This window comes from Micromonospora desertarenae, from assembly GCF_056150265.1.
This window is the reverse complement of sequence record NZ_JAXCFQ010000019.1, coordinates 22,774-46,388: the sequence shown is the minus strand read 5'-3', so window position 1 is coordinate 46,388 and position 23,615 is coordinate 22,774. Positions and strand designations below refer to the sequence as shown.

23 protein-coding genes are annotated in these 23,615 nt (G+C 75.2%); 8 read left to right on the top strand and 15 right to left on the bottom strand.

The window, feature by feature from the left end; translation table 11 throughout:
• Window positions 1-2,118: a glycogen debranching protein GlgX gene (glgX, locus tag SM577_RS28950; protein ID WP_302921827.1), complete on the bottom strand. Its 2,118-nt coding sequence runs from the start codon at window positions 2,116-2,118 to the stop codon at window positions 1-3.
• Window positions 2,119-2,452: 334 nt separating this feature from the next.
• On the opposite strand from glgX, the gene SM577_RS28945 reads away from it, so the two are divergent.
• Complete coding sequence (locus SM577_RS28945; RefSeq protein ID WP_474588471.1) at window positions 2,453-3,856, top strand: glycosyltransferase family 4 protein; 1,404 nt, start codon at window positions 2,453-2,455, stop codon at window positions 3,854-3,856.
• A 306-nt stretch (window positions 3,857-4,162) separates the two neighbouring features.
• Here the strand turns inward: SM577_RS28945 and SM577_RS28940 are convergent, their stop codons facing one another.
• The 4 genes from SM577_RS28940 to SM577_RS28925 form a co-directional block, all read right to left on the bottom strand.
• A complete protein-coding gene (locus SM577_RS28940; protein WP_302921829.1) occupies window positions 4,163-5,446 on the bottom strand; it encodes a citrate synthase in 1,284 nt (427 codons plus the stop codon).
• Between the two features lie 246 nt (window positions 5,447-5,692).
• Window positions 5,693-7,705, bottom strand: a complete 2,013-nt coding sequence (locus tag SM577_RS28935) for a sulfatase-like hydrolase/transferase (RefSeq protein WP_474588470.1) — start codon at window positions 7,703-7,705, stop codon at window positions 5,693-5,695.
• A gap of 175 nt (window positions 7,706-7,880) precedes the next feature.
• Window positions 7,881-9,305 (bottom strand): methyltransferase, encoded by a 1,425-nt coding sequence (locus SM577_RS28930; RefSeq protein ID WP_474588469.1) that lies wholly within the window; start codon window positions 9,303-9,305, stop codon window positions 7,881-7,883.
• Between the two features lie 10 nt (window positions 9,306-9,315).
• Window positions 9,316-9,465, bottom strand: coding sequence for a hypothetical protein (locus SM577_RS28925; protein WP_192902051.1), 150 nt, complete (start codon window positions 9,463-9,465; stop codon window positions 9,316-9,318).
• Window positions 9,466-9,636: 171 nt separating this feature from the next.
• Between SM577_RS28925 and SM577_RS28920 the strand changes: the two genes are divergently transcribed.
• Window positions 9,637-10,038: a VOC family protein gene (locus SM577_RS28920; RefSeq protein WP_302921832.1), complete on the top strand. Its 402-nt coding sequence runs from the start codon at window positions 9,637-9,639 to the stop codon at window positions 10,036-10,038.
• Between the two features lie 37 nt (window positions 10,039-10,075).
• Here SM577_RS28920 and SM577_RS28915 read toward each other — a convergent pair whose 3' ends face one another.
• Complete coding sequence (locus SM577_RS28915) at window positions 10,076-10,765, bottom strand: helix-turn-helix domain-containing protein (protein WP_474588468.1); 690 nt, start codon at window positions 10,763-10,765, stop codon at window positions 10,076-10,078.
• Between the two features lie 84 nt (window positions 10,766-10,849).
• On the opposite strand from SM577_RS28915, the gene SM577_RS28910 reads away from it, so the two are divergent.
• Window positions 10,850-11,704 carry an arginase family protein gene (locus SM577_RS28910; protein ID WP_474588467.1) on the top strand — a complete coding sequence of 285 codons (855 nt, stop codon included), beginning with the start codon at window positions 10,850-10,852 and terminating at the stop codon, window positions 11,702-11,704.
• Between the two features lie 3 nt (window positions 11,705-11,707).
• Here SM577_RS28910 and SM577_RS28905 read toward each other — a convergent pair whose 3' ends face one another.
• Genes SM577_RS28905 through SM577_RS28895 form a run of 3 tightly spaced genes read right to left on the bottom strand, consistent with a single transcriptional unit; the run spans window position 11,708 to window position 14,202 of the window.
• Window positions 11,708-13,186 carry a sensor histidine kinase gene (locus tag SM577_RS28905; RefSeq protein ID WP_302921835.1) on the bottom strand — a complete coding sequence of 493 codons (1,479 nt, stop codon included), beginning with the start codon at window positions 13,184-13,186 and terminating at the stop codon, window positions 11,708-11,710.
• Entirely contained in the window at window positions 13,164-13,910 is a 747-nt protein-coding gene (locus SM577_RS28900) for a response regulator transcription factor (RefSeq protein WP_474588466.1), read from the bottom strand. Before SM577_RS28900 ends, SM577_RS28905 begins: the two co-directional genes overlap by 23 nt.
• A gap of 58 nt (window positions 13,911-13,968) precedes the next feature.
• On the bottom strand, window positions 13,969-14,202 hold the full coding sequence (locus SM577_RS28895) for a hypothetical protein (RefSeq protein WP_302921837.1): 234 nt from the start codon (window positions 14,200-14,202) through the stop codon (window positions 13,969-13,971).
• Between the two features lie 189 nt (window positions 14,203-14,391).
• On the opposite strand from SM577_RS28895, the gene SM577_RS28890 reads away from it, so the two are divergent.
• The 3 genes from SM577_RS28890 (at window position 14,392) to SM577_RS28880 (ending at window position 16,992) form a co-directional block, all read left to right on the top strand.
• On the top strand, window positions 14,392-15,339 hold the full coding sequence (locus SM577_RS28890) for a serine/threonine-protein kinase (RefSeq protein ID WP_474588465.1): 948 nt from the start codon (window positions 14,392-14,394) through the stop codon (window positions 15,337-15,339).
• A gap of 82 nt (window positions 15,340-15,421) precedes the next feature.
• A complete protein-coding gene (locus SM577_RS28885; RefSeq protein ID WP_302921839.1) occupies window positions 15,422-15,850 on the top strand; it encodes an OsmC family protein in 429 nt (142 codons plus the stop codon).
• A gap of 299 nt (window positions 15,851-16,149) precedes the next feature.
• Window positions 16,150-16,992, top strand: coding sequence for a hypothetical protein (locus tag SM577_RS28880; protein ID WP_302921840.1), 843 nt, complete (start codon window positions 16,150-16,152; stop codon window positions 16,990-16,992).
• Between the two features lie 42 nt (window positions 16,993-17,034).
• Here the strand turns inward: SM577_RS28880 and SM577_RS28875 are convergent, their stop codons facing one another.
• The 5 genes from SM577_RS28875 to SM577_RS28855 all read right to left on the bottom strand — a co-directional run bounded on the left by SM577_RS28875 (window position 17,035) and on the right by SM577_RS28855 (window position 21,433).
• Window positions 17,035-17,529 carry an ATPase gene (locus SM577_RS28875; RefSeq protein WP_302921841.1) on the bottom strand — a complete coding sequence of 165 codons (495 nt, stop codon included), beginning with the start codon at window positions 17,527-17,529 and terminating at the stop codon, window positions 17,035-17,037.
• 155 nt (window positions 17,530-17,684) lie between these two features.
• Window positions 17,685-18,131: a response regulator gene (locus SM577_RS28870; RefSeq protein WP_302921842.1), complete on the bottom strand. Its 447-nt coding sequence runs from the start codon at window positions 18,129-18,131 to the stop codon at window positions 17,685-17,687.
• Between the two features lie 70 nt (window positions 18,132-18,201).
• Window positions 18,202-18,546 carry an STAS domain-containing protein gene (locus SM577_RS28865; RefSeq protein WP_474588464.1) on the bottom strand — a complete coding sequence of 115 codons (345 nt, stop codon included), beginning with the start codon at window positions 18,544-18,546 and terminating at the stop codon, window positions 18,202-18,204.
• Window positions 18,547-18,659: 113 nt separating this feature from the next.
• Complete coding sequence (locus SM577_RS28860; RefSeq protein WP_474588463.1) at window positions 18,660-19,700, bottom strand: cobalamin B12-binding domain-containing protein; 1,041 nt, start codon at window positions 19,698-19,700, stop codon at window positions 18,660-18,662.
• Complete coding sequence (locus SM577_RS28855) at window positions 19,697-21,433, bottom strand: PP2C family protein-serine/threonine phosphatase (protein WP_474588462.1); 1,737 nt, start codon at window positions 21,431-21,433, stop codon at window positions 19,697-19,699. Before SM577_RS28855 ends, SM577_RS28860 begins: the two co-directional genes overlap by 4 nt.
• Window positions 21,434-21,605: 172 nt before the next feature.
• On the opposite strand from SM577_RS28855, the gene SM577_RS28850 reads away from it, so the two are divergent.
• Window positions 21,606-21,950 (top strand): STAS domain-containing protein, encoded by a 345-nt coding sequence (locus SM577_RS28850; protein WP_302921846.1) that lies wholly within the window; start codon window positions 21,606-21,608, stop codon window positions 21,948-21,950.
• Window positions 21,951-22,029: 79 nt separating this feature from the next.
• Here SM577_RS28850 and SM577_RS28845 read toward each other — a convergent pair whose 3' ends face one another.
• The gene (locus tag SM577_RS28845) at window positions 22,030-22,344 is read right to left on the bottom strand and encodes a hypothetical protein (RefSeq protein WP_302921847.1); all 315 of its coding nucleotides are present in this window, start codon (window positions 22,342-22,344) and stop codon (window positions 22,030-22,032) included.
• Window positions 22,345-22,556: 212 nt separating this feature from the next.
• Between SM577_RS28845 and SM577_RS28840 the strand changes: the two genes are divergently transcribed.
• The gene (locus tag SM577_RS28840; protein ID WP_474588461.1) at window positions 22,557-23,537 is read left to right on the top strand and encodes a DUF2267 domain-containing protein; all 981 of its coding nucleotides are present in this window, start codon (window positions 22,557-22,559) and stop codon (window positions 23,535-23,537) included.
• The last annotated feature ends 78 nt before the right edge of the window (window positions 23,538-23,615 follow it).

Sequence of the window (23,615 nt, the reverse complement as noted above, 5' to 3'; positions counted from 1 at the left end):
TCAGGCCGTCCTCTCCAGCACCACCACGCAGCGGTCCGGGACGGTCAGCGCGCCGCCGGCCTCGACCACCGCCGTCTTCTCCGGTTCCGGTTCGGCGGTGCTGATCACCACTTCCCAGCGCTGCCCGAACTCGGGACCGGGCAGGGTGAAGTCCAGCGGCGCGTCGTGGGCGTTGAAGCAGAGCAGGAAGGAGCTGTCGACGTGGCGCTGGCCGTACTGGCCGCGTTCGCGGATGCCCTCGCCGTTGACGAAGAGCGCCACCGAGCGGCCGAAGTCGTTGCCCCAGTCCTCGCCGGTCATCTCCCGCCCGTCCGGGGTGTACCAGGCCAGGTCGGGCAGGGGTTCGTCGACCAGCCGGGAGCGCACCGGCAGGCCGGTGAAGAACCGGCGGCGGCGGAACACCTGGTGCCGGCGGCGGAAGGCGACCAGCTTGCGGGTGAACTCCAGCAGCTCGGCGTCGGCGCCGTCCCAGTCGATCCAGGCCAGCTCGCTGTCCTGGCAGTAGGCGTTGTTGTTGCCCCGCTGGGTGCGGCCCAGCTCGTCGCCGTGGCCGATCATCGGCACGCCCTGGGAGAGCATCAGGGTGGCCAGGAAGTTGCGCCGCTGCCGGGCCCGCAGGGCGAGCACCGCCGGGTCGTCGGTGGGCCCCTCCACGCCGCAGTTCCAGGACCGGTTGTGGCTCTCGCCGTCCCGGTTCTCCTCGCCGTTGGCCTCGTTGTGCTTGTCGTTGTACGACACCAGGTCGGCCAGGGTGAACCCGTCGTGGCAGGTGACGAAGTTGATGCTGTGGAACGGGCGGCGCCCGTCGTCCTGGTAGAGGTCGGCCGAGCCGGAGATGCGGGAGGCGAACTCCGCCAGGGTGGCCGGCTCGCCGCGCCAGAAGTCGCGCACGGTGTCCCGGTACTTGCCGTTCCACTCGGTCCACACGGGCGGGAAGTTGCCCACCTGGTAGCCGCCGGGGCCGACGTCCCACGGCTCGGCGATCAGCTTGACCTGGCTGACCACCGGGTCCTGCTGCACCACCTCGAAGAAGGTGGAGAGGCGGTCCACCTCGTAGAACTCCCGGGCCAGGGTGGCGGCCAGGTCGAAGCGGAAGCCGTCGACGTGCATCTCGGTCACCCAGTAGCGCAGCGAGTCCATGATCAGCTGTAGCGAGTGCGGGCTGCGTACGTTGAGGCTGTTGCCGGTGCCGGTGTAGTCGACGTAGTAGCGCCGGTCGTCCTCGCTGAGCCGGTAGTAGCTGGCGTTGTCGACGCCCTTGAAGCTCAGCGTCGGGCCGAGGTGGTTGCCCTCGGCGGTGTGGTTGTAGACCACGTCGAGGATGACCTCGATGCCGGCGGCGTGCAGCGCCTTCACCATGCCGCGGAACTCCTGCACCTGCTGGCCGAGCCGGCCGAGCGCGGAGTAGCCGTGGTGCGGGGCGAAGAAGCCGATGGTGTTGTAGCCCCAGTAGTTGCGCAGTCCCAGGTCGGCCAGCCGGTGGTCGTGCACGAACTGGTGCACCGGCATCAGCTCGATGGCGGTCACCCCGAGCCGGGTCAGGTGCTCGATCATCGGCGGCGAGGCGATGCCGGCGTACGTGCCGCGCAGCTCCTCGGGGATGTCGGGGTGGCGCATGGTCAGGCCGCGCACGTGCGCCTCGTAGATCACCGAGTGGTGGTACGGGGTGCGCGGCGGGGCGTCGTTGCCCCAGTCGAAGTACGGGTTGACCACCACCGACTTGGGCATGAACGGCGCCGAGTCGGTGGTGCTCATCCGCTCCGGGTCGCCGTGCTCGTAGTCGTAGACCGCCGGGTCCCAGGTGACGTCGCCGTCGATCGCCTTGGCGTACGGGTCGAGCAGCAGCTTGTGCGGGTTGCAGCGCAGCCCGTTCGCCGGGTCGTACGGGCCGTGCACCCGGTAGCCGTACCGCTGCCCGGGCTCGATGCCCGGGACGTAGGCGTGCCAGACGTAGGCGTCCACCTCGCGCAGCTCGACCCGCCGCTCGGCCCCGACGTCCCACTCGTCGAAGAGGCAGAGCTCGACCCGCTCGGCCACCTCCGAGAAGATCGCGAAGTTGGTGCCCATCCCGTCGTAGGTGGCCCCGAGGGGATAACGCTCACCCGGCCAGACCTGCATGTCGCTCCTTCGGCGCAAGATCATGAGCGCACCACGCACCATGAGCACACCACGCGGCGAGGCCGGCGGTGCGCACGCCGGGTATTGCCCCGCCCGCTCCGCGGCCAATCCACCCGTTCGGCCGATGACCGTAATCCGCCCGACTGATCCGCGTTGAACCCTTCGGGTGGCGTCCGTCACCTTGGCCCTTTTCGAGATGCGGGATCGGCGCCGATGCCTTTTGCTTGTTCGCGGGACGCGCCCGCGCGTCGCCGCCTCGGCCCTCGGCCACCCTTCCTTCCACTCCGCCGGCACCGGCGCCGGCGCGTTCCAGCCTGCATGGACGGAGATTGATGTGACCACGCTGCGGGTCGGCGAGCCGCTCGCCACCGCCTCGGACCGCACCTGCCGGCCCACCCCGACGTCCCGCCCCGCCATCCCGCAGCCCGCCACCGGCGGCGTGGCCCCGCCGTCCCGGCGCATCCTGATGCTGTCCTGGGAGTACCCGCCGGTGCTCGTCGGCGGCCTCGGCCGCCACGTCCACGCCCTCTCCGTCGCCCTCGCCGCCGCCGGCCACCAGGTCACCGTCGTCACCCGCCACGCCGACGGCGCACCCCTGGAGGAATACGCCGACGGCGTCCGCGTCATCCGCGCCGCCGAAGACCCCGTCACCTTCCCCCTGGCCACCAACAGCCTGCTGGCCTGGACCATGGCCTTCAACCACACCCTCACCCGCGCCGCCCTGCGCGCCACCGACACCGCCCACTACGACGTCATCCACGCCCACGACTGGCTCGTCGCACACACCGCGATGACCCTGCGCGATCACCTGGACGTCCCGCTGGTCAGCACCATCCACGCCACGGAGGCCGGCCGGCACCAGGGTTGGCTGCCGGAGGAGATGAACCGCACCATCCACGGCGTCGAGCACTGGCTCAGCACCGAGTCGACCCGGGTGATCGTCTGCTCGGGTTACATGCGTGACGAGGTGGGCGCGCTCTTCGGCGTGCCGGGCGGCCGGGTCGACGTGGTGCCCAACGGCGTCGAGCCGCGGCGCTGGCGGGCGCCGGCGGCCGCGATCGCCGCCGCCCGGGATCGGTTCGCCGGCACCGGACCGCTGGTCACCTTCGCCGGCCGGCTGGTGTACGAGAAGGGCGTGCAGCACCTGCTCGCCGGGCTGCCCCGGCTGCGGGAGCGGCACCCCGGGCTGCGCGTGGTGATCGCCGGCGACGGGCCGTACCGCGGCGAACTGGAGGCGGACGTGCACCGGCTCGGCCTCGGGGCCGCGGTGAGCATGCCCGGTTTCCTCGGCGGCACCGACCTGCCCGCGGTGATGGCGGCGTCGGACTGCTTCGCGGTGCCGAGCATCTACGAGCCGTTCGGCATGGTGGCGCTGGAGGGCGCGGCGGCCGGGGCGCCGCTGGCGGTCTCCGCGACCGGCGGGCTGGCCGAGATCATCGAGCCCGGGGTCACCGGGATGACGTTCCGGCCGCACGACCCGGACGGGCTGACCGACGCCGTGCACGCCCTGCTGTCGGACCGGGAGCGGGCCCGCGCGCTGGCCCGCCGGGCCCGGGCGATGGTGCACGAGCAGTACGGCTGGGCGGCCATCGCGCAGCGCACCGCGGCCACCTACGCGGCGGCGATCGCCGGCGCCCCCGCCTTCACCGCCGAACGCGCGGCGCAGCGGATGGCCCAGGGCCACCAGCTCCCGGCCATCGCCGAGGGCAACCTCCTGGCCGCCGCCGGCCTGCGCTGACCCGCACGGACCGGACAGCTCGACCGACCGCACCCCAACCGTGTCGAGCTGCCCTCACCGACGGGGCAGCGACGAACCGCACCCGACCCTGTCGAGCTGCCCCCACCAACGGGGCAACGCGACCAACCCGCACGCCGACCCCGTCGAGCTGCCCGCGCGGACGGGGCGATGAATCCGCCGCGTCCCCACGTGCGTGGTCTCATCGGCGGGGCAGCTCGACAGGGCGCGAGCAGGGGTACAGGCCCCCCGCACGACGGAACAGGCCGCCGACCCTCACGAGGGTCGGCGGCCTGTTCGACGCGGTGGTCAGCGCTCGGTGAGCGGCAGGTAGTCGCGCTGCGGGGAACCGGTGTAGACCTGCCGGGGGCGGCCGATCTTGGTCTCCGGGTCGTTGATCATCTCGCGCCACTGGGCGATCCAGCCGGGGAGCCGGCCCAGCGCGAAGAGCACCGTGAACATCTTGGTCGGGAAGCCCATGGCCTTGTAGATCAGGCCGGTGTAGAAGTCCACGTTCGGGTAGAGCTTGCGGGAGACGAAGAAGTCGTCCGCCAGGGCGATCTCCTCCAGCTCCATCGCGATGTCCAGCAGCGGGTCCGGCTTGGCCATCCGGCCGAGCACGTCCTGCGCCGCCTTCTTCACGATCGCGGCCCGCGGGTCGTAGTTCTTGTAGACCCGGTGGCCGAAGCCCATCAGCTTGACGCCGTCCTGCTTGTCCTTGACCTTGCGGACGAAGGAGCGTACGTCGTCGCCCTCGGCCTGGATCTTCTCCAGCATCTCCAGCACTGCCTGGTTGGCGCCGCCGTGCAGCGGGCCGAACAGCGCGTTCACGCCGGCGGAGACCGAGGCGAAGAGGTTGGCGTTGCTGGAGCCGACCAGCCGCACGGTCGAGGTCGAGCAGTTCTGCTCGTGGTCGGCGTGCAGGACGAAGAGCATGTCCAGCACCTTGGCCATCACCGGGTCGACCTCGTACGGCTCGGCCGGCACGCCGAAGGTCATCCGCAGGAAGTTCTCCACGTAGCCCAGCGAGTTGTCCGGGTACAGCAGCGGCTGGCCGATCGACTTCTTGTACGCGTACGAGGCGATGGTGGGCACCTTCGCCATCAGCCGCACGGTGGACATCTCCACGTGCGAGGAGTCGAACGGGTCCAGGCTGTCCTGGTAGAAGGTGGAGATCGCGCTGACCGCCGAGGAGAGCACGGCCATCGGGTGCGCGTCGCGCGGGAAGCCGTCGAAGAAGCGGCGCATCTCCTCGTGCAGCAGCGAGTGCCGGCGGATCCGCTCGCTGAACTCGGTCAGCTGCTGCTCGGTCGGCAGTTCACCGTAGATCAGCAGGTAGGAGACCTCCAGGAAGGAGGACTTCTCGGCCAGCTGCTCGATCGGGTACCCCCGGTACCGCAGGATGCCCGCGTCGCCGTCGATGTAGGTGATCGCGGACGAGCAGGCCGCGGTGTTGACGAAACCGGGGTCGTAGGTCGTCAACCCGGTTTCCTTCAGCAGCTTGCCCACCCCGATACCGGCGGGGCCCTCGACCGCGGACTTCACCGGCATCGACAGCTGCCCACCGGGGTGATCGAGCTTGACTTCCGTCATGTGGTTCCTCGCTTTGCCGGCAGATCTACGTTGAATTGCCTTCGCTTCTACCGTATTCGCGGTTCCCGGGACACCGCCCACCGTGGTTCGGCGGTGAGGCATGCGTCACCCGATTCCCGACCAGCCAGCGGGGAAACCCGACCCGCCACCCACCCGGCCCGGGCCGGACCGCCGTGGGAGCGCGCCCGGGCTCGGCCTGGAAACGCGGCGGCCAGGCGCGGGGAACGGGTCCGGCGCGCGGGTGGGTCAGGAGAGGGCGAGCCGGCGCAGCCCGCCGTCGGCGGCGACCTGGTAGACGTCCAGCCGGTTCGCGCCGGCCTGGAAGAGCCGGTCGTCGGCGAGCAGGGCGGCGAAGCGCCGGCCGCCGGCGTCGCGCGGGGCCACCGGGACCACCGCGCCGACCCGGCCGTTGACCGCGACCGCCAGCAGCGTGCCGTCCGGCACCTGGTCCGGCACGTCGCCCCAGACCAGCGCCGGCAGGCGGCCGGTGTCCGGGTCGACGTCGGCGAACGCGGCCAGGTCGCCCACCCGGGCCGAGCCGCCGGCCGGCCGGTCCCCCACCGTCGTGCCGACCAGCGGGTGGGTCGCCGGCGGCGGGAGCGGGTCGGGCACCCCACCGGGCAGCGGGACGGGCTGCCCGGGCCGGTCGTAGAAGTGCTTCGCCGCGTCGCGCGGCGCCTGCCGGGCGGAGCGCCCGTCGACCGGCCGGGGCAGCCGGATGGCGGCCTCGTCGGCGACGGTGGGCAGCAGGTCGACGTGTTCCCAGTTGCGGTCGTCGACCCGGCCGGCCCGCTGCCCGGGTGACTTGACGAAGAGCGGCACCCAGGCCACCTCGTCCGGGGCGGCCCGGATGGCGTCCATCCCGCGGCCCTGGAAGCCCTGGGTGAAGCTCACCCCGTGGTCGGCGGTGACCACCAGCAGGGCCTGGTCGTAGAGGCCGGTGGCGCGCAGCGTCCGCAGCGTCTCGCCGATCAGCCGGTCGGTGTAGGCGAGCTGCGCGAGGTGCCGCTGCCGGGCCAGGTCCACCCAGCCGGCCCCTTCGTTGGGCAGGTCCTCGGGCGCGTCGTAGCGCGCCCCGGAGGGCAGGTACGCCCACGGCGAGTGCGGCATCAGCAGGTGCAGGAAGTGCAGCGTCGGCCGGTCGGCGGGCTTGAGGCCGGCCAGGAACGCGGTGAACCGGGCCGGCTGGTTGTCGTCCAGGCTGTCCCAGCGGAACTTCGGGTCGGCCGGGACCGGTTCGGCGGCGTCCAGGCCCGCCTCGGCGCGGGTGCGTTCCCGGTAGGAGTCCTCCGGGTCGATCCGGCTCTCCACCGGCGCGGTCAGCTGCCCCAGCAGCCGGCCGGTCTCCCGGACCAGCACGCCGAGCCCCTGCTGCGGGCTGACCGGCTGGTCGCAGCGGCTGGGCGGGCAGAGCCGGGTGATGCTCTCCTCGGCCCGGACGTCGTAGAGCCCGCCGAAGGCGGTGAAGAGGTTGTCCGGGTACTGCGAGTAGTGCGGGGCCACTTCGCGCTGCGGGTAGCGGCCGGTGAGCATCGCCGGCAGCGCGTACGGCGTCCAGCCGCTGACCCCGGTGGCGTTGCGGTACCAGGTGGAGCCGGCGGCCAGCTCGGCGAAGTGCGGGAACCGGGTCGCGTCGACCCGCCCGTCCGGACCGAGCAGGCTGACCAGCGGCAGCTCGTCGAGGATCAGCATGACCACCGGCGGATGCCGGCCGCCCTGCGCCGCGCCGGCCGCGCCGCCCTCGCCGCGCGGCAGCACCACCGCCGACGCGGGCGAGACGAACAGGAACAGCCCGACGAAGACCAGCGGACCGGCCGCCGCCACCCGCAACACCCGCCCGGGCGCCCGCCACCGCCGGTGCGCCGCCGCCCCGGCCGCGCCGGCCACCGCCGCCGCCAGCAGCAGCGGTACGCCCCGCAGCCCGGTGACGTGCCGGCCGGCCTGCACGGCCAGCGCGGCGAGCAGCAGCCCGACCAGCAGGGTGTGGGTGGCGGCGCGGGCGGCCCGGCCGGCCAGCCGGGTCAGCGCGCCGAGCAGCGCCACGGCCAGCGTGGGCGCGACCGCGATCAGCGCCACCAGCAGCAGGATCTCGCCCCGGTCGGCGCGGTGGAACAGGAAGAAGTCCGGGCTGCGCCCGAGCACGTCGAGCAGCGGCTGGGTGACCACCAGCCCGACCAGCGCCGCCACCTCCAGCAGCCGGGCCAGCTCGGCCCGCCACCCCGCCGCCGGTTCCCGACCCCTGCTCGCCGGTCCGGGCACGGGCGGGTCCCCGGCCGCGGGCGCGCGGGCCGGTCGGGCCGAGGGCGTGGGCCGATCCCCCTCCGGAGATCCGACCGCGGGTGTGGGCGTGGCACGGGGCGCGAGGGCCGGACCGGCCGGATCCGGCGGGTTCGGTCGCGGGTCGGTCGGGCCGGGCGGCGGGGCGGGTGGCGGTTCAGCCACCCACGACCACCGCGTACAGGGTCCGGGTGCCCGACGGCAGCTCCAGCCGGCGCTCGATCCGGCCGCGCGCGCCGAGCAGCCGCTCGAACGCGTCGCGCCGGTAGTCGGGGAAGAGCCCGTCGGGCTTGTTGGCCAGCAGCCGGCGGGCCATCGGGTCGTCCGGATGGACGAACTCCACCACGATCCGCGCGCCGGGCGCGCAGAGCCCGGCGAGGAAGTCCACCACCTCGGGCAGCGGCACGTTGCGGCCGATCGCGAGGTGGTGCACCACGGCCAGGGCGAGCACCACGTCGGCGGCCGCCCGGTCGGCGAACCCGGCCCGCTCGACGCTCCGCCAGCCGCCGCCCGGTGAGGGGTCGGCGAGGTCCATCACCAGCGGCAGGACGCGCCGCTCCCCCTCGGCGCGCAGCGCCCGGTACAGCTCGTCCACCACGGCCGGGTCCTGTTCCACGGCGACGACGTACTCGGCGTGCCGGGCGGCGAGCCGGGCGTACCGGCCGTCGTTGGCGCCGAGGTCGAGCACCAGCCGGGCGTGCGGGGTGGCGGCCAGCGCCCCGGCCACGAACGCCTCCTTGGCGGCCCGGTCGCCGGCCGAGTAGCCGCAGGTGCGCTGGTACGCCGACCAGTGGCTGGCGGTGCCCGGCGGGTCCAGCCGGCGGACGAGCTTCTCGAGGCCGCGTACGGTGGCCAGCCCCAGCTCCCGCGAGTAGCCGGCGGCCCGGAGCCGGTCCCGGGTGTCGGCGGTGCTGGTGTCGGCGTGCCGGCTCTGCATCGCCCCGTGCAGGTGCACGTGGGTGAGTACGCCCGGCCGCAGCCGGCGGGCGCCGCCGAAGAGCCGGCGCATCTGGTCGGCGTCGAGGCCGTCCACCCGGGCCCGCAGCCAGGGCTGGAAGTCCAGGCCGAGGTGGGCGCCGAGCAGCAGCGGATAGAGCAGGGTCTGGCAGAACTGGCGGTAGCCCGCCCAGGGCTCGCCGTCGCGGGCCGGGGTGAAGGAGCCGACGTCGATGAAGACCGGCTCGACGCCGCGCCACTGGAGGTTGTACGCCGAGCCGTCCTTGGTGGTGAACCCGGCCGGCAGCGCCGTGCGGAGGATCTCCAGGTGCAGCAGCGCGGCGTCGCGCAGCATGCTGAAGGACCACTCGTACGGGTGGGAGACGAACGGGATGCGCTCGTGCCGGAGCGCGGCGGTCCAGCCGGCGCCCGCGGGCAGCAGCGCCGGGTCGGCCGGCTCGGTGCCGCAGACCTTGCCGGCGGCGAGCAGGGCGGCGAAGAACTCGGTGCCGGCCAGGGTCCGCCACTCCTCGGCCGCCCGCGAGTCGAGCCCGCGCAGCACGTCGTCGCCGGCATGGAAGACCCGGTTGGCCGGGTCACGGAAGGAGCCGGGCTCGGGCCGCAGGTCGGTGTGGGAGATCGCCATCGCCGGCGGATCAGCGCTGGTCGGTGGGCTGGCGGCGGAACCGGTCGACCAACCGCCGCCAGTAGAGCTTGGCGGCCACCGCCACGCCGGCCACCCCGCCGACCACCGCCTGCACGATCAGGCTGCCGGACCCCGCGTCCAGGTAGGCCAGATGGTTCACCGACCGCTCCTTCCCCTCGCCGTGTCGACACCCGACGCCCGGATATGACCGGAAAGCCGGACTTCAGACACCGTACGTCGGCTGTCCGCCTCGTGGAGGCGACATCGGCCATCCGTCCGCCGTCCGATTCGTTCAAGACACCGGCCGGGGACCCTCCCTACCGTGGGCGCCATGGCACCGACACTCGATCTCATCGGTTTGGTCAGCGGCGACCTGCCGCGCTCGCTCGCCTTCTACCGCCGGCTCGGCCTCGACATCCCGGCCGACGCCGACGCCACCTCGCACGTGGAGATCACCCTGCCCGGTGGGCTCCGGCTCGCCTGGGACACGGTGGAGGTCATCCGTTCCTTCGACCCGGACTGGAAGCCCGGCCAGGGCGGGGGCGCGAGCCTCGCCTTCCGCTGCGACGATCCGGCCGAGGTGGACCGGCTCTACGCGGAGCTGGTCGCCGAGGGCCACCAGGGGCACCTGCCGCCGTGGGACGCCGAATGGGGGCAGCGCTACGCGGTGGTGCTCGACCCGGACGGCAACGGGGTGGACCTGTTCGCCTGGCAGCCGAAGACCACGGACTGACCGGCACCGGCACCTCGGTCCGCCGCCACCGCCGCGGTCAGCCGCGGGCGAGCAGGGCCGTCGGGGGTACGCCGGCCAGGTCCCGCACGTCCCGGGTGAAGTGCGCCTGGTCGGCGTAGCCGCAGCGGGCGGCCACCTCGGCCAGCGGCGCGCCCGTGCGGGCCAGCTCCAGCGCGCGGCGCATCCGCAGGATCCGGGCCAGGGTCTTCGGGCCGTACCCGAACCACTGCCGGGACCGGCGGTGCAGGACGCGCGGATCCAGCCCGACCTCGGCGGCGGTCGCGGCGACCGGGGCGCCGGCGGCCAGCGCCGCGGCGACCCGGGCACCCACCGGGTCGGGGCCGCCGGCGGCGCGCAGCCGCCGGCGGGCCACCTCGACCAGCACGGTGGCCGGGTCGGCCGCGGCCCGCTCGGCCAGCCCGGCGACCGCCCGGTCGCCCCAGAGGTCGGCGAGCGCCACCCGCCGGTCCCGCAGCTCGACGGCGGGCACGCCGAGCACCGCCGGGCCGGTGCCGGGCGGCAGCCGCAGCCCGACCCACCGCTGGCCGGGTACGGGGACGCTCAGGTGGGCGGTGCGGTCCGGCCCGGCCACCAGCAGCCCGGCGTGGCTGGACCAGAGCAGGTCGACGCAGCCGTCGGGCAGCACGCGGGTGGGCGCGGCGCCGCCCGTGCTGGCTGCCGTCCAGAGCACCGCGTCGGCGAGCCCCGCGGGGCGTTCCCGGTACACGCCGACCAGCCTGCCACGGCGCCGGTCGGGGCACGACCCGGCGATCGCCGGTGCGGACGCCGGTCACGTCGCTAACCTGCCGGTGTGCGATGGGTCGTGGTCGACGCACCGCTGGACTCGTCCGGGCGGGGCCGGGGCGAGCAGCGGGCCCCCGACGCGCTGCGCGCCGCCGGCCTGCTCACCGCGCTCGACGCCGAGGACGGCGGCCGGGTCGAGGCGGTGGTCGACGACCCGGTCCGTGACCCGGAGAGCGGGCTGATCGGGGCGACCCAGGTCCGCCGGGCCGGCGCCGCCATCGCCGAGCGGGTCGGCGCGCTGCTCGCCGGCGGCCGCCGGCCGCTGGTGCTCGGCGGTGACTGCACCATCCTGCCGGGCATCTGCCTGGCCCTGCCGCCGGCGGTGACGCTCTGGTTCGTCGACGGCCACCCGGACTTCTACGACGGGCGGATATCGGAGACCGGCGAGGGCGCCGACATGGACCTCTCGGTGGTGACCGGGCACGGCCCGTCCGCCGCGGTGGGCCGGGACGGCCCGCTCGTGGACCCCGCCCGGGTGCACCTGATGGGGCACCGCCCGCCCGCCGACGGCCCCGGCCGGGCCGAGGCGGACCGGATCGACCCGAGGATCCACCAGCTGCCGGCGGCGGAGCTGCGGCGGCGGGGTCCCGGCGCGGTCGGCGCGGAGCTGGCCGCGGCCGGCGACGGGCCGGCCTGGCTGCACCTGGACCTGGACGCGGTCGATCCGGCCGACCTGCCGGCGGTCAGCTATCCGGAGCCGGACGGGCTGCGCTGGGCCGAGCTGACCGCGCTGGTGACGCCGCTGGCCCGGGCCGACCGGCTGCTCGGGATGAGCGTGACCGACCTGAACGTCGACCTCGACCCGGACGGGCGGCACGCGCGGCGGGTGGTGGCCGTGCTCGCCGAGCTGCTGGCGCGCTGACGCTCACCCGTCGGCGAGCGGACCGGGCAGCCGGACGGTGAACACGGTCCGGCCCGGCCGGCTGTCCAGCGCCACGGTGCCGTGGTGCGCCGCCACCACCGCCGCCACGATGGCCAGGCCCAGCCCGGTGCTGCCGTGCGCCCGCGAGCGGGAGCTGTCGCCGCGGGCGAAGCGCTCGAAGACCTCCGGCCGCAGCTGCTCCGGCACCCCCGGACCGTCGTCGGCCACGGCGAGCACGGCGGCGTCCGGCCCGGCGCGCAGGGTGGTGGTGACGGTGGTGCCCGGCGGGGTGTGCGCCCGGGCGTTGGCCAGCAGGTTCGCCAGCACCTGGTGCAGCCGGGCGGCGTCGCCGGGCACCCGGACCACCGCGTCCGGCAGGTCGAGCCGCCAGTGGTGCTCCGGGCCGGCGACGTGCGCGTCGCTGACCGCGTCCACCACCAGCGCGGTGAGGTCGACCGGTCCGACCGCGAGCGGCCGGCCGGTGTCCAGCCGGGCGAGCAGCAGCAGGTCGTCGACGAGGCTGGTCATCCGGGCGCTCTCCGACTCCACCCGGCGCAGCGCGTGCGCGACGTCCGGCGGCACCCGGTCCCGGCCGCGCCGGGCGACCTCGGCGTAGCCGCGGATCGCGGCCAGCGGGGTGCGCAGCTCGTGGCTGGCGTCCGCCACGAACTGGCGGACCCGGGTCTCGCTGGCCTGCCGGGCGGCGAGGGCGGCGCCGACGTGCCCCAGCATCCGGTTCAGCGCCGCGCCGACCTGCCCCACCTCGGTACGCGGGTCGGTGTCGGCGGCGGGCACCCGCTCGGAGAGCGCCACCTCGCCGCGGTCCAGCGGCAGCTCGCTGACCCGCCCGGCGGTGGCGGCGACCCGGCGCAGCGGCCGCAGCGTGGCCCGGACGACCAGCGCGCCCGCCGAGCCGGCCACCAGCAGCCCGGCGGTGGCCACCCCGGCCTGCGCGACGACCATCCACCAGACGGTCTCCCGCACCCCGGCCAGCGGCAGGGCGACCACCTGAATCCGACCGCCGGGCAGTTGCCGGGCCACGGCCCGGTAGTCGCCGCGCTCGCCCAGGTCGACGGTGCGCGGCGCGGCGCCAACCGGCAGCCGGGCCAGCGGGGCCACCTCCGCCACCGGCACCGGCTCGCCCCCGGCCCGGCTCCCGGCCTGCGTCCGCGCCTCGGTCACCGTGCCGTCGACAACGGTGGCGGCGAGGGAGCCGGGTGGCAGCCCGGGCGGGAGGCCCGCGCCGAACGGCGGGAACGGGCGGTCGCCCCGGGACATCGGGCCGGGCACCAACTGGGCGTCGATCCGCTCGACCAGGAACTGCCGCAGCGCCACCGTGGTCAGCCCGCCGATCGCGACACTGACCAGGGCCAGCAGCCCGACCAGGGTGACCACCAGCCGGGTCCGCAGCGACCAGCCGGCCGGCCAGCGCCACAGCCGTCCCGGCGGGCCGGCGGGGTCACCCGGCCGGCTTGAGGACATACCCCGCCCCGCGCAGCGTGTGGATCATCGGCTCGCGACCGGCGTCGATCTTCTTCCGCAGGTACGAGATGTAGAGCTCGACCACGTTGGCCTGGCCGCCGAAGTCGTAGTTCCAGACCCGGTCCAGGATCTGCGCCTTGCTCAGCACCCGGCGCGGGTTGCGCATCAGGTAGCGCAGCAGCTCGAACTCGGTGGCGGTCAGCGTGATCAGGTCGCCGGCGCGGCGCACCTCGTGGCTGTCCTCGTCCAGGCTGAGGTCTCCGACGGTGAGCACCGCCTCCTCCCGCGCGGCGACCGCGAAGCCGGACCGGCGCAGCAGCGCCCGCAGCCGGGCGATCACCTCCTCCAGGCTGAACGGCTTGGTGACGTAGTCGTCGCCGCCGACGGTGAGCCCGGCGACCCGGTCCTGCACCGCGTCCCGGGCGGTCAGGAAGAGCACCGGGACGGTCGGGGCCTGCTCGCGCAGCCGGCGCAGCACCTGGAAGCCGTCCAGGTCGGGCAGCATCACGTCGAGCACCACCGCGTCCGGCTGGAACTGCCGCGCCGCGCCGAGCGCCGATGTCCCGTCGCCGACCGTGCGGACCTGCCAGCCCTCGTAGCGCAGCGCCATCGCCAGCAGCTCGGCCAGGGTCGGCTCGTCGTCGATCACCAGCACCCGGACCGGCTCACCGTCCGGGCGCCGCAGCTCCACCCGGGTCTGCCCCTCGCTTCCCATGGCCCCCATGCTGGCCGGGCAGCCTACGGCCCCGGTGTGCGCCGGCTGTGTGCCAGCTGTGGGCCGCTCACTCGGTCACCCCGACCGGGTCGGTGCGCACGTAGGTCATCGTCCAGGTGCCCCCGCCGTCGGGGTTGCCCCGCTGATAGAGGTGGTCGGGCCCGCCGGGGGTGACCGCGCCGGCGCCGTCGGGGTGGCTGAGGATCCACCGCGCCGGTGGTGCGCCGTCGGCGTCCGCGGGCAGCCGCCGGACCAGGTCGTGGGCGGGTCCGCCGACGAACCGTACGGTCACCTCGCTCATCGCCCGACCTCTCGCGCCGCGCGGCCGGCCCGCCCGGCCCGGACCACCGCCCTGGCTCGCAAGCTACCCGCCCACCCCGCCGGGCGGACCCGGTCGCGCCGGATCGGCCGGCGGTTTGCCCTGATCGGGGCCCGGGTACCGCTGCCCAAGGCACCGCGCGGGCGGCGCCACGGAGACGAGGAGCGGTCGATGAGAACGCTGGACGGGCGGTACCGGCTCGAACAGCGCATCGGCATCGGCGGCATGTCGGAGGTCTGGCGGGCCCACGACGCGGTGCTGGACCGGCCGGTCGCGGTGAAGTTGATCTCGCCGGGGCAGGAGGGCCAGGACGCCTCGGTGGAGCGGATCCGGGCCGAGGCCCGTTCCGCGGCCCGGCTGGTGCACCCGAACGTGGCCAGCGTGCACGACTTCGGCACCTGCGCGACGCTGCCCGGCCGCGAGGTGCCCTACATCGTGATGGAGCTGGCCGAGGGCGAGACGCTGGCCGCGCACCTGCGGGCCGGGCCGCTGGACTGGCGGATAGCGGTGCGGGTCTGCGCCGAGGTGAGCGCCGCGCTGGCCGCCGCGCACGCGCACGGCATCGTGCACCGCGACGTCAAGCCGGCCAACGTGATCCTCACCCCGGCCGGGGTGAAGGTGCTGGACTTCGGCATCGCCACCCCGGCGGGCACCCCGGACCCGATGCCCGACGGGATGCTGGTCGGCACGCCCGCGTACCTGGCGCCGGAGCAGCTGGACCGGGCCCCGGCCACCCCGGCCGCCGACATGTACGCCCTCGGCGTGCTGCTCTACTACTGCCTCTCCGGCGAGCTGCCGTACCCGGCCGGCACGATGACGCAGCTGCTCGGCGCGCGCCGCCGGCAACCACCGCGGCCGTTGCCGGCGGTCGACGGGCTGCCGGCCGAGGTGGCCGAGTTCTGCGCGCGCTGCCTGACCGACGACCCGGCGGCCCGGCCGAGCAGCCTGATGGCCGCGCTGGTGCTGGCCGAGGCGGTGGACGCCCGGGTGTACGTGCCGATGCGGCTACCGACACCCCCGCGCCCCCGGCGGGCGGCGGTCTCCCCGTGGACCGAGCGGGCCGCCGCCGAGGCGACCGAGGTGGCCGCGGCCGCCGATCTGACCGGCCACGCCGGCTGACCGCCCGCCCGGACGCGCCCTGTCCTGCGGTTTCACCGGTCAGGGGCCGGGTAGCCGGGCGGGGAGTGACGGGAGGAACGCGATGCCGGATCCGAGTTCCTGGCTCAACGAGACAGCCACCGCGACCGCCGAGGGCGGCCACGTACGCACCGACGACGAGGTGCTCTCCACCACCCTGGCGTCCCCGCTGGCACCGCACTGCACCGGGTTGACCCCGTCGCAGCTGCTCGCCGCCGCCTTCGCGTCCTGCCTGCACCACGCGGCGGTGGAGGCGGCCGGCGGGATCACCGACGAGGCGCACACCGTGCAGGTGCGGGCGGAGGCGAAGCTGGGCCGCGACGACGACGGCCGGTACCGGGCCGACGTGCACGCCTCCATCGCCTCGGCCGGGTTGAGCCGGCAGCAGCTGGCCCAACTGGTCGAGCACGCCGACCGGTTGTGGCCGTTCTCCAGCGGCGACGGCAGCCGTCACCGGCTCACCGTCACCCCGGCGGAGAACGGCCGCCACTGACCGCCCGGGTGCCGGGCCGGCCGGAGATGGACCGCCCGGCCAGGCGCTCCTCGCCTGAACGGCCTACGACGGCCCCCACTGTTCGGTGGATGCCGTCGAGCGGCCCGCCGAACCGTCCCAAGATCCACGTTGCGCCCGTTACCGGCGGGTATATACGACATGAACGGAAAGACGGACAGCGCCGCGATGTGAGCTAAGCGGATTCCCGCCCTCGATCGTCCAGCAGATCGGGCGAAATTGTGACGCATGCCACCAACCAGACCGGTGGCAACGGCCGAGGCACTTTCTAGCCTCGGCGGGTGCACCCCGACGACCATTTCGACCAGAAGCTGACCGAGGAACGGCCGGACACCCCGCCGGCCGATGCCGCATCATCCGAACGGACGATCGGCCGTCACCGCGCTCCGGAGCCGTCCCGGCGCGGCGTCCGCGCCCTGCTGACCTCGGCCCCCGCCCGGGTCGCCCTGGCCACCGGCGTCTCCTGCTGCCTCGGCGTGGCCACGATCGCCGTCGTGCGCGGCGACGACGCGCCGCGCGAGCCGCTCGCCGAGGCGGTGGCCGAGCGGGCCGCGGCGGCCGACGAGGCGGCCTCCCGGTCGCTGGACCGGGCCGTCTCCCCCGCGCCGGTCAGCCCCAGCCCGACCCCGAAGCCCACCCCCTCGGCCACCAAGAAGAAGGCCCCGAAGAAGCCCGCCAAGCCGCGCCGCCCCCGTCCGGTCGCCGGCCTGACCCAGGCGCAGATGGACAACGCGAAGATCATCGTGGACGTCGGTGTGGACATGAAGATCCCCCGCCGCGGCCTGGTGGTCGCCATCGCCACCGCGATGCAGGAGAGCAACCTCTACAACTACGCCAGCGGCGTGCTGCCCGAGTCGCAGAACTACCCGCACCAGGCCATCGGCTGGGACCACGACTCGGTCGGGCTGTTCCAGCAGCGCCCGAGCAGCGGCTGGGGCACCGTCAAGGACCTGATGCGGCCGGCCTACGCGGCCCGGGCGTTCTACGAGGCGCTGCGCGAGATCCCCGGCTGGCAGGAGATGAGCGTCACCGCGGCCGCCCAGGCCGTGCAGATCTCCGCCTTCCCCGACGCGTACGCCCAGCACGAGGGTCGGGCCACCACGGTGGTGGCCGCGCTCGTCTGAGTCGTTCGACGGCGCCTCGCGTCGGCGGTCGGCCCGGCCGGGTCACCGCCGGCCGGGCGCCGGCACCCCTGAGGGCCCGGTGACCGCCGCGGCCGCGGTCGGCGTGTCCGCCGGCACCGGCTCGGTGCGCAGGCCGCCGAGGATCTCGTCGACCCGGTCCTCCCGGCGTCGGCGGTCCAGCAGCGCCGCCTCGAACTCCCGGCGGGCGCGCAGCGCGTCGGCGTACGCCTGCTCGCGCAGTTGCCGGGCCTCCTCGCGGGCGGCGTCCAGCTCGAGGCGCGCCCGGGCGAGCAGCTCGGCCGCCTCCCGCTCCCGTTCGCCGGCGCCGCCCCGGCCGGCGCCCGCGTCGCCGGCCTCCAGCCGCCGCAGCAGCCCGCAGAGCCCGGTCGCCTCCTGCCGGATCAGGTCCCACTCCCGCCCGGTCCCCCCGGCGCGCTCCGCCCGCGCCGCCAACCGGGTCAACCGGATCCCCAGCTCGTCCAGGCAGGAATCGACCTGCCGCTGGTCGTAGCCGATGTCAACGACGGAGAACCTCATACTGTCGCCCCCCAGGCAGCTGGTGTTTCTTCCCCACCTGGATCCTCGGCGCTGGCGGCGACGCCCGAGCGGGTTCGGGAAAAATGTTCAGCATCCGAGCGGCGGCGGGTCGTCGGGCCGGCCGGCGGGTCCGCCCGGGGGCGAGTCGGCGCGGCTCAGGAACGCTTGGGCAGCACCACGACCCGGCCGAAGAACTCGTCGATCCGGCGCACCACGTCGTTGAAGTCGTCCAGGTCGATCGGCTTGGTGACGTACGCGTTGGCCTGCAGGGTGTAGCTGCTGACGATGTCGGTGTCGGCGTTCGACGTGGTCAGCACGACGATCGGGATGGTCCGCAGGTCCTCGTCGCGCTTGACCTCGCCGAGCACCTGCCGCCCGTCCATCCGCGGCATGTTGAGGTCGAGCAGGATGACGTCGGGCCGCCGGGCGTCGGTGTGCCGCCCCTCGCGGCGCAGGAACTCCATCGCCTCCTGGCCGTCGCCGACCACGTCGATGACCTTGTCGACGTCGGAGTCCGCGAGCGCCTCCTCGATCATGAGGACGTCGCCCGGGTCGTCGTCCACCACCAGGATACGAACCGGAGTCGGGGTGTCTGAAGGCATCACTACCTGCCTCTGGTCGGCGGGGACGGGGACCTGACGATCACCGTGGCTGGCGGGGAAATCTAGCCCATCACGGCGTGGTCTGTGACGCCGGGTCGGTCATGTCGGAATCGTGACCGAGGACGTCGGCCAGGCCGGTCACCTCGAGCACCCGGGCGACCCGGCCGCTGGCCCCGGTGACCCGCAGCCAGCCCCCGGCCGCGCTGGCCCGGTTGTCGCCCCGGACGAAGGCGGCGATGCCGCTGGAGTCGCAGAAGGTCAACCCGGTCAGGTCGACCAGCAGGCGGTGCGTCCCCGCGTCGGCGAGCCGGTCGAGCACGGCGACGAGTTCCCCGGCCGTACTCAGGTCGAGCTCTCCGGTGAGCCACAGCCGTGCCCCGCCGTCCCGCTCGGTGTGCCTGACGGTGAACGTCACCGGGATCTCCCTCGCTCCGCCGCAGGCAGACGCTTGCAGTGGAGCAAGTATAGGGGGGAGGCCCAGGCCCGTCGCGACCCACGCCCGGTCCCCGGCCAGCGGTCGTGGCGCGGTCAGCCGGCACCGGCCGGGGTCACCGTCGCCCGGGCCTGCGCGAGGAACCGGGCCGCCCGGGGATGGTCGCGCAGCACCGTGGCGTAGTGCCCGAGGGTCATCGGCAACGCCGCGGCCGGCACGCCCCGGCTGGTGAGGATGTCGGCCATCCAGGCGACGAAGTCGGTGAACAGCGTGCCGTCGTCCACATAGAGCGCGGCGGCCAGGAAGTCCAGGATGTAGCCGAGGTCGCTGACCGTGGAGTCCAGTTGGGCCGGGGTGTAGTCGCGGCTGGCCGGCATCCGGTCGCGCACGTCGGCCAGGGCGCCGTCGATCAGCTCGCCCCGCCGGCGGACCAGGCCGGCGTACTCGTCGTCGACCAGGTGGGACAGCTGCGCCGCGGGCGTGCGGCGCAACGACCGCTCGTCGGCGACCAGGTCGGCGGCCGAGGGCGCGTCCGGCGCCCAGGCCACGCCGAGCCGGCGGGCCCACCGCCCGTCCGGCCCGAACCCGCGCCCGCCCACCACGATCGGCACGTCCGAACGGCGGCACGCCTCGATCATCCGGTGCGCGTGCGGCAGCCGCATCGGCAGCGCGCAGGCCAGGGCGACCGCGTGCGCGTCGTGCCGGTGCAGGTACGACACCAGGTGCGCGGCCGGCACGCTGGCGCCCAGGAAGGTGACCTGCCAGCCGCGCAGCCGCAGCACCTCGGCGACCAGCCGGGGCGGCAGGGCGTGCCACTCGCCGTCCATGCACGCCACCACCACCCGCCCCCGGGTCGGGCGGGGATCGGCGTACCCGGCGACGGCCGCCACCACCCGCTCGCTGATGTGCGTGGCGGCGTGCTCCTGCGCCACGCTCCACTCGTTGCGCGCCCAGCGCTCCCCCACCTCGGCCTGCGCCGGGGCGACCAGGTCGAGCAGCACCCGCTCGGCCGGCACGCCGGCGTCGAGCAGGCCCCGCGCCACCTCGATCGCCGCGTACTCGTCGGCCTCCTGGAGGCAGTGCAGGTAGGCCGGGAAGACGGCCGCCGGGCCGGCCTCGGTGGTCGCGGCGGTCACGGGCGGGTCTCCCTCGTCTCGGGTACGGCGTGCAGGTGCCGGGCCGCCCGGGTGCCCGGACCGGTCGCGCGCAGCACGAGCACGGCGATGTCGTCGTGGTCGCCGTGGGCGAGCCAGTCGCAGGTGACCTGCTCGACCCGCTCGGCGAGCGCCGGCGCGGGCATCCGGTGGCAGTCGGTGAGCGCGGTGACCAGCCGGTCGGTGCCGAACTGCTCGTCGCCGCGCCGCCCGCCCCGGGCCTCGGTCACGCCGTCGCTGTAGAGCAGGCAGGTCTCCCCGGGCGCCAGCCGGACGGTCACCTCGCCGATGCGCGGGTCGGGCACCACCCCGATCAGCATCCCGGACAGCGGCACCGGCTCGACCGTGCCGCAGCCGCGCAGCACCAGCGGCGGCAGGTGCCCGCCGCCGGCCATGGTCAGGGTCAGGCCGCCGTCGCGGTGCGGGCGCACCACGCCGAGCACGACGGTGGCGAACCGGCCCTGGCCGTGCGCCTGGGTGGTCTCCAGCAGCGCGTCGTTGAGCAGCTTCAGCAGCCGGGCCGGCTGCGACTCCACCCGGTGCAGCGCCTGCAGGCACTGGCGCAGCTGGCCGGTGAAGACCGCCGCCTCGACCCCCTTGCCCGAGACGTCGCCGAGGAAGAAGACCGAACCGCCGTCGGCCAGCCGGTGCGAGCCGTAGAAGTCGCCGCCGATGCGCAGCCCGGCCTGGGCCGGCCGGTAGGCGGTGCCCCACTGCACGCCGGCCGCCTCGGCCGGCTCCACCGGCAGCAGGCTGGCCTGCAGGGTGTCGGCGACCTCGGCCTGGTCGCGGTAGAGCAGCGCGGTGGTCAGCGCCGCCCCGGCCCGGGCCGCGAAGGCACGCACCAGGTCGACGTCGGCCGGCTCGTACCACCGGGTGGCCCGGCGGGCGACCAGCAGCACGCCGGCCGGCGCGTCCCGGCCGGGCAGCGGCACCACCCGGGCGGTGACGTCGGCGGCGGCCAGGCCGGGCAGCCAGCCGGCCTCGGCGGCCTGCTCGACCAGCCAGTCGACCGCGTGCGGCTCGGCGCCGGCCAGCCCCTCGCCGATCGCGGCCGGCAGGTCCACGGCGGCCAGCACGCCACTGTCGACGGTGTGCCCCTCGTCGTCGGCCCGGGTCGCCCGCCACCAGCGGGCCCGGCCGGCGCGGGGCGCGAGCACCAGCACCGCCACCTCGGCGAGGGTGGGCACGGCGAGGCGGACCACCGCCGCCGCGGCCCGGTCGGGGTGCAGCGGGTTGCCGAGCTTCTCGCCTACCACGGCGAGGAAGGCCGAGCGGGCCCGCTCGGCGAGCAGCGCGTCGGCGCGGGTCACGCTCTCCGTGACGTCCTCGACGTACCAGCAGCAGCGGCCGCCGGAGAGCGGCAGCAGGCGGGTCCGCAGCCGGCGGCCGTGGTGGGTGAACTCACCACCGGCGCTGAGCTGCGGCAGGCCCGCCGCGGCCAGCGGTGCGTCCGCGACCACCTCGGGCAGCAGGCGCTCGGCCACCGGGCTGACGTGCCGGACGACGCCCCGGGCGTCGCAGACGAGCAGGCCCTCCCGGAAATGCTCGACGACCTCGGACCAGTCGACCGGGCTCGGCGCGCGGTCGCGGGCCAGGGCGGGCAGCGCGGGGCCGACCGGGCCGGCGGCCGGCCGCCCCGGCGCCCGCGCGATGCCCGGCGTGGAGATCCGACCGTCGCCCGGGTCCCAGTCCCTGACGTCGGTTGAAGTCACCAGCTGAGCCCCACTCTCCCCATCGACACCGCGCACCGCCGTCCACCCGGCATGCTGGTCACGTCCGTCACCCCACCCTACGCCGGTACGCCGGTAACGCCACCCCGCGCGTGGTCGGACCGCCCCGCGCCCCCCGGCTTGCCTCCCGGCCGGGAGCTGGGAACATGGAGGGATGGCCGCCCAGCTGTTGACCATCGAGGTGGACCGGCTCGACTCCGGCCGGGCCCGGCTACGACTGTCCGGCGAACTCGACTTCGACACCGCCCCGGAGCTGGTCGCCGCCACGGCCGACCTGCGCCGCGACGGCTACCGGGAACTCCTGATCGACCTGGCGGGCGTGACGCTCTGCGACTCCTCGGGGCTCAGTGCCCTCGTGGTGGCGCACCGCGGCGACGCCGCGGTGGTCCGGCTCACCGGCGTGGGCCCGCAGCTGGCGTCGCTGCTCAACCGCACCGGCCTGACCGAGCTGCTCGGGGTGGAGCGCCCGGCCGACGGCGGGATGCGCGCCGTCGGCTGAGGCGGGCCACCCGTCGCTCGACCCGAGCGGGGGGATGGCCCCCGACCCTGGGACCAGGGGTCGGGGGCCGGAGGATGGTTCAGGGCGTGGCCACCGGCTGTAGTCGTGGCCCGGTGCTGCCACGGCGGGGCGCCGCGGGTGGCTCCGCGTCGTCCGGTGGTCCGGAATCGGGCGTCTGAAAGAGATAGCGGACAAACTCCCCACCCGCCTCGTTGTCGTCCGCTCCCGGCCACTGCCCGATGCAGTCCACCCCGACCACCTCGCGTCCGGTGCCGTCGGCCTCCTCCAGCAACGCCCAGAGGCTCACCGGGTAGCAGCGGGTGTCCTCGGGCGAGAGCCGCCAGCGGGCGTACCAGCCCGGACGGGCGGGCACGATCTCGACGATCCTCTTCATGACGACCTTCCCTTCCGCGTACCTCGGAAGTTTCCCGGTCCGCCCCGATCGTCGGCGCCGCCCGGGTGAGCGTCCCTCACCCCGGCCGGATGAAGCTGCCGGCGGCCGGCCCGGCGCCGCTGCCCGGCCCGGAGCGTCCGTTTCGGCCGCGGCGACGGCGGGAAGGCGGCCCGATGGAAGCGAGGGAACACCAGCGGAAGCGAGGTGTCACCATGCGCAAGCAGATGGAGGGCGACAACCAACGCCGCCGGGCCCTGGCCCGGCAGGCCCGCGAGCGCGGGATGCAGGCCAGCGAGGTCGGCGCCAGCCTGAGCGCCACCAAGCAGCTCACCAAGCTCGACCGGGGCAAGCGCCTCGGCCCGCAGCCGGCGGGCAGCCGGCACAAGCCGGACAGCACCCGGGGCGGCCCGGCGCCGCCGCCGGCGGGCATCCCGGAGAACCCCCGGCCCCGCCCGGAACCCGGCGCCGGTACGCCGGCGGAGACCACCGTCGGCTACCGCCGGCTGGTCGAGGACGTCGCCCGCCGTACCGGGGCGGACTTCCGTACCGCCAAGATCGGCGCCGAGGCGACAGTGCTGGTCCTGGCCTGGGCGTTGGGCGAGGCGGAACGACAGCGGCTGCTGACCGCGGTGCCGCCGAAGCTGCACGACGTCGTCCCGGTCGACGGCATCCAGCGGCACCAGGACCTGTCCGGCTTCCTGGCCGAGGTGGGCCGGATCAGCGGGAACACCCCGGAGCACGCGCGCTACCAGGCGGAGGCGACCATGGCGGCGCTGCGCGACCAGGACGGTGACCTGGTCGCGTCACTGCACGTGCCGGAGGGTCTGCGGGACCTGCTGGCCCCGCCGGAGCCCGGCGGCGGTGTGGTGGGCGCCAGCACCAGCACCCCGACGCTCGGCGACGCCGAGATCCGCGAGGCGCTGGGCGACCTGCCGTACTGGTCGGGTGACACCAACTCGCTGTCGCGCACCATCGCCCTGCCGCCGGACAACCTGGAGCGGGTGCTGGCCCGGCTGGACCAGCTCCGGGAGGAGACCGGACGCGGGCCGAAGATCGGCCGGGTGGACCAGACCACCGCCGTGGTGACCGTCCGTTCCCGGCAGGCCCGCGCGGTGACCGCGCGGGACGTCGACCTCGCGCACGCCGTCGACGCCGCGATCGACGAGGCGGGCGCCGGGCTGAACAGCGGCTGACCCGCCCCGCGGGCCGGCGGGCCCGGGTGGCGCGCCGGCGTCCCGCGCCGGCCGGGCCCGCAGCGCCGGCCCGCCCGC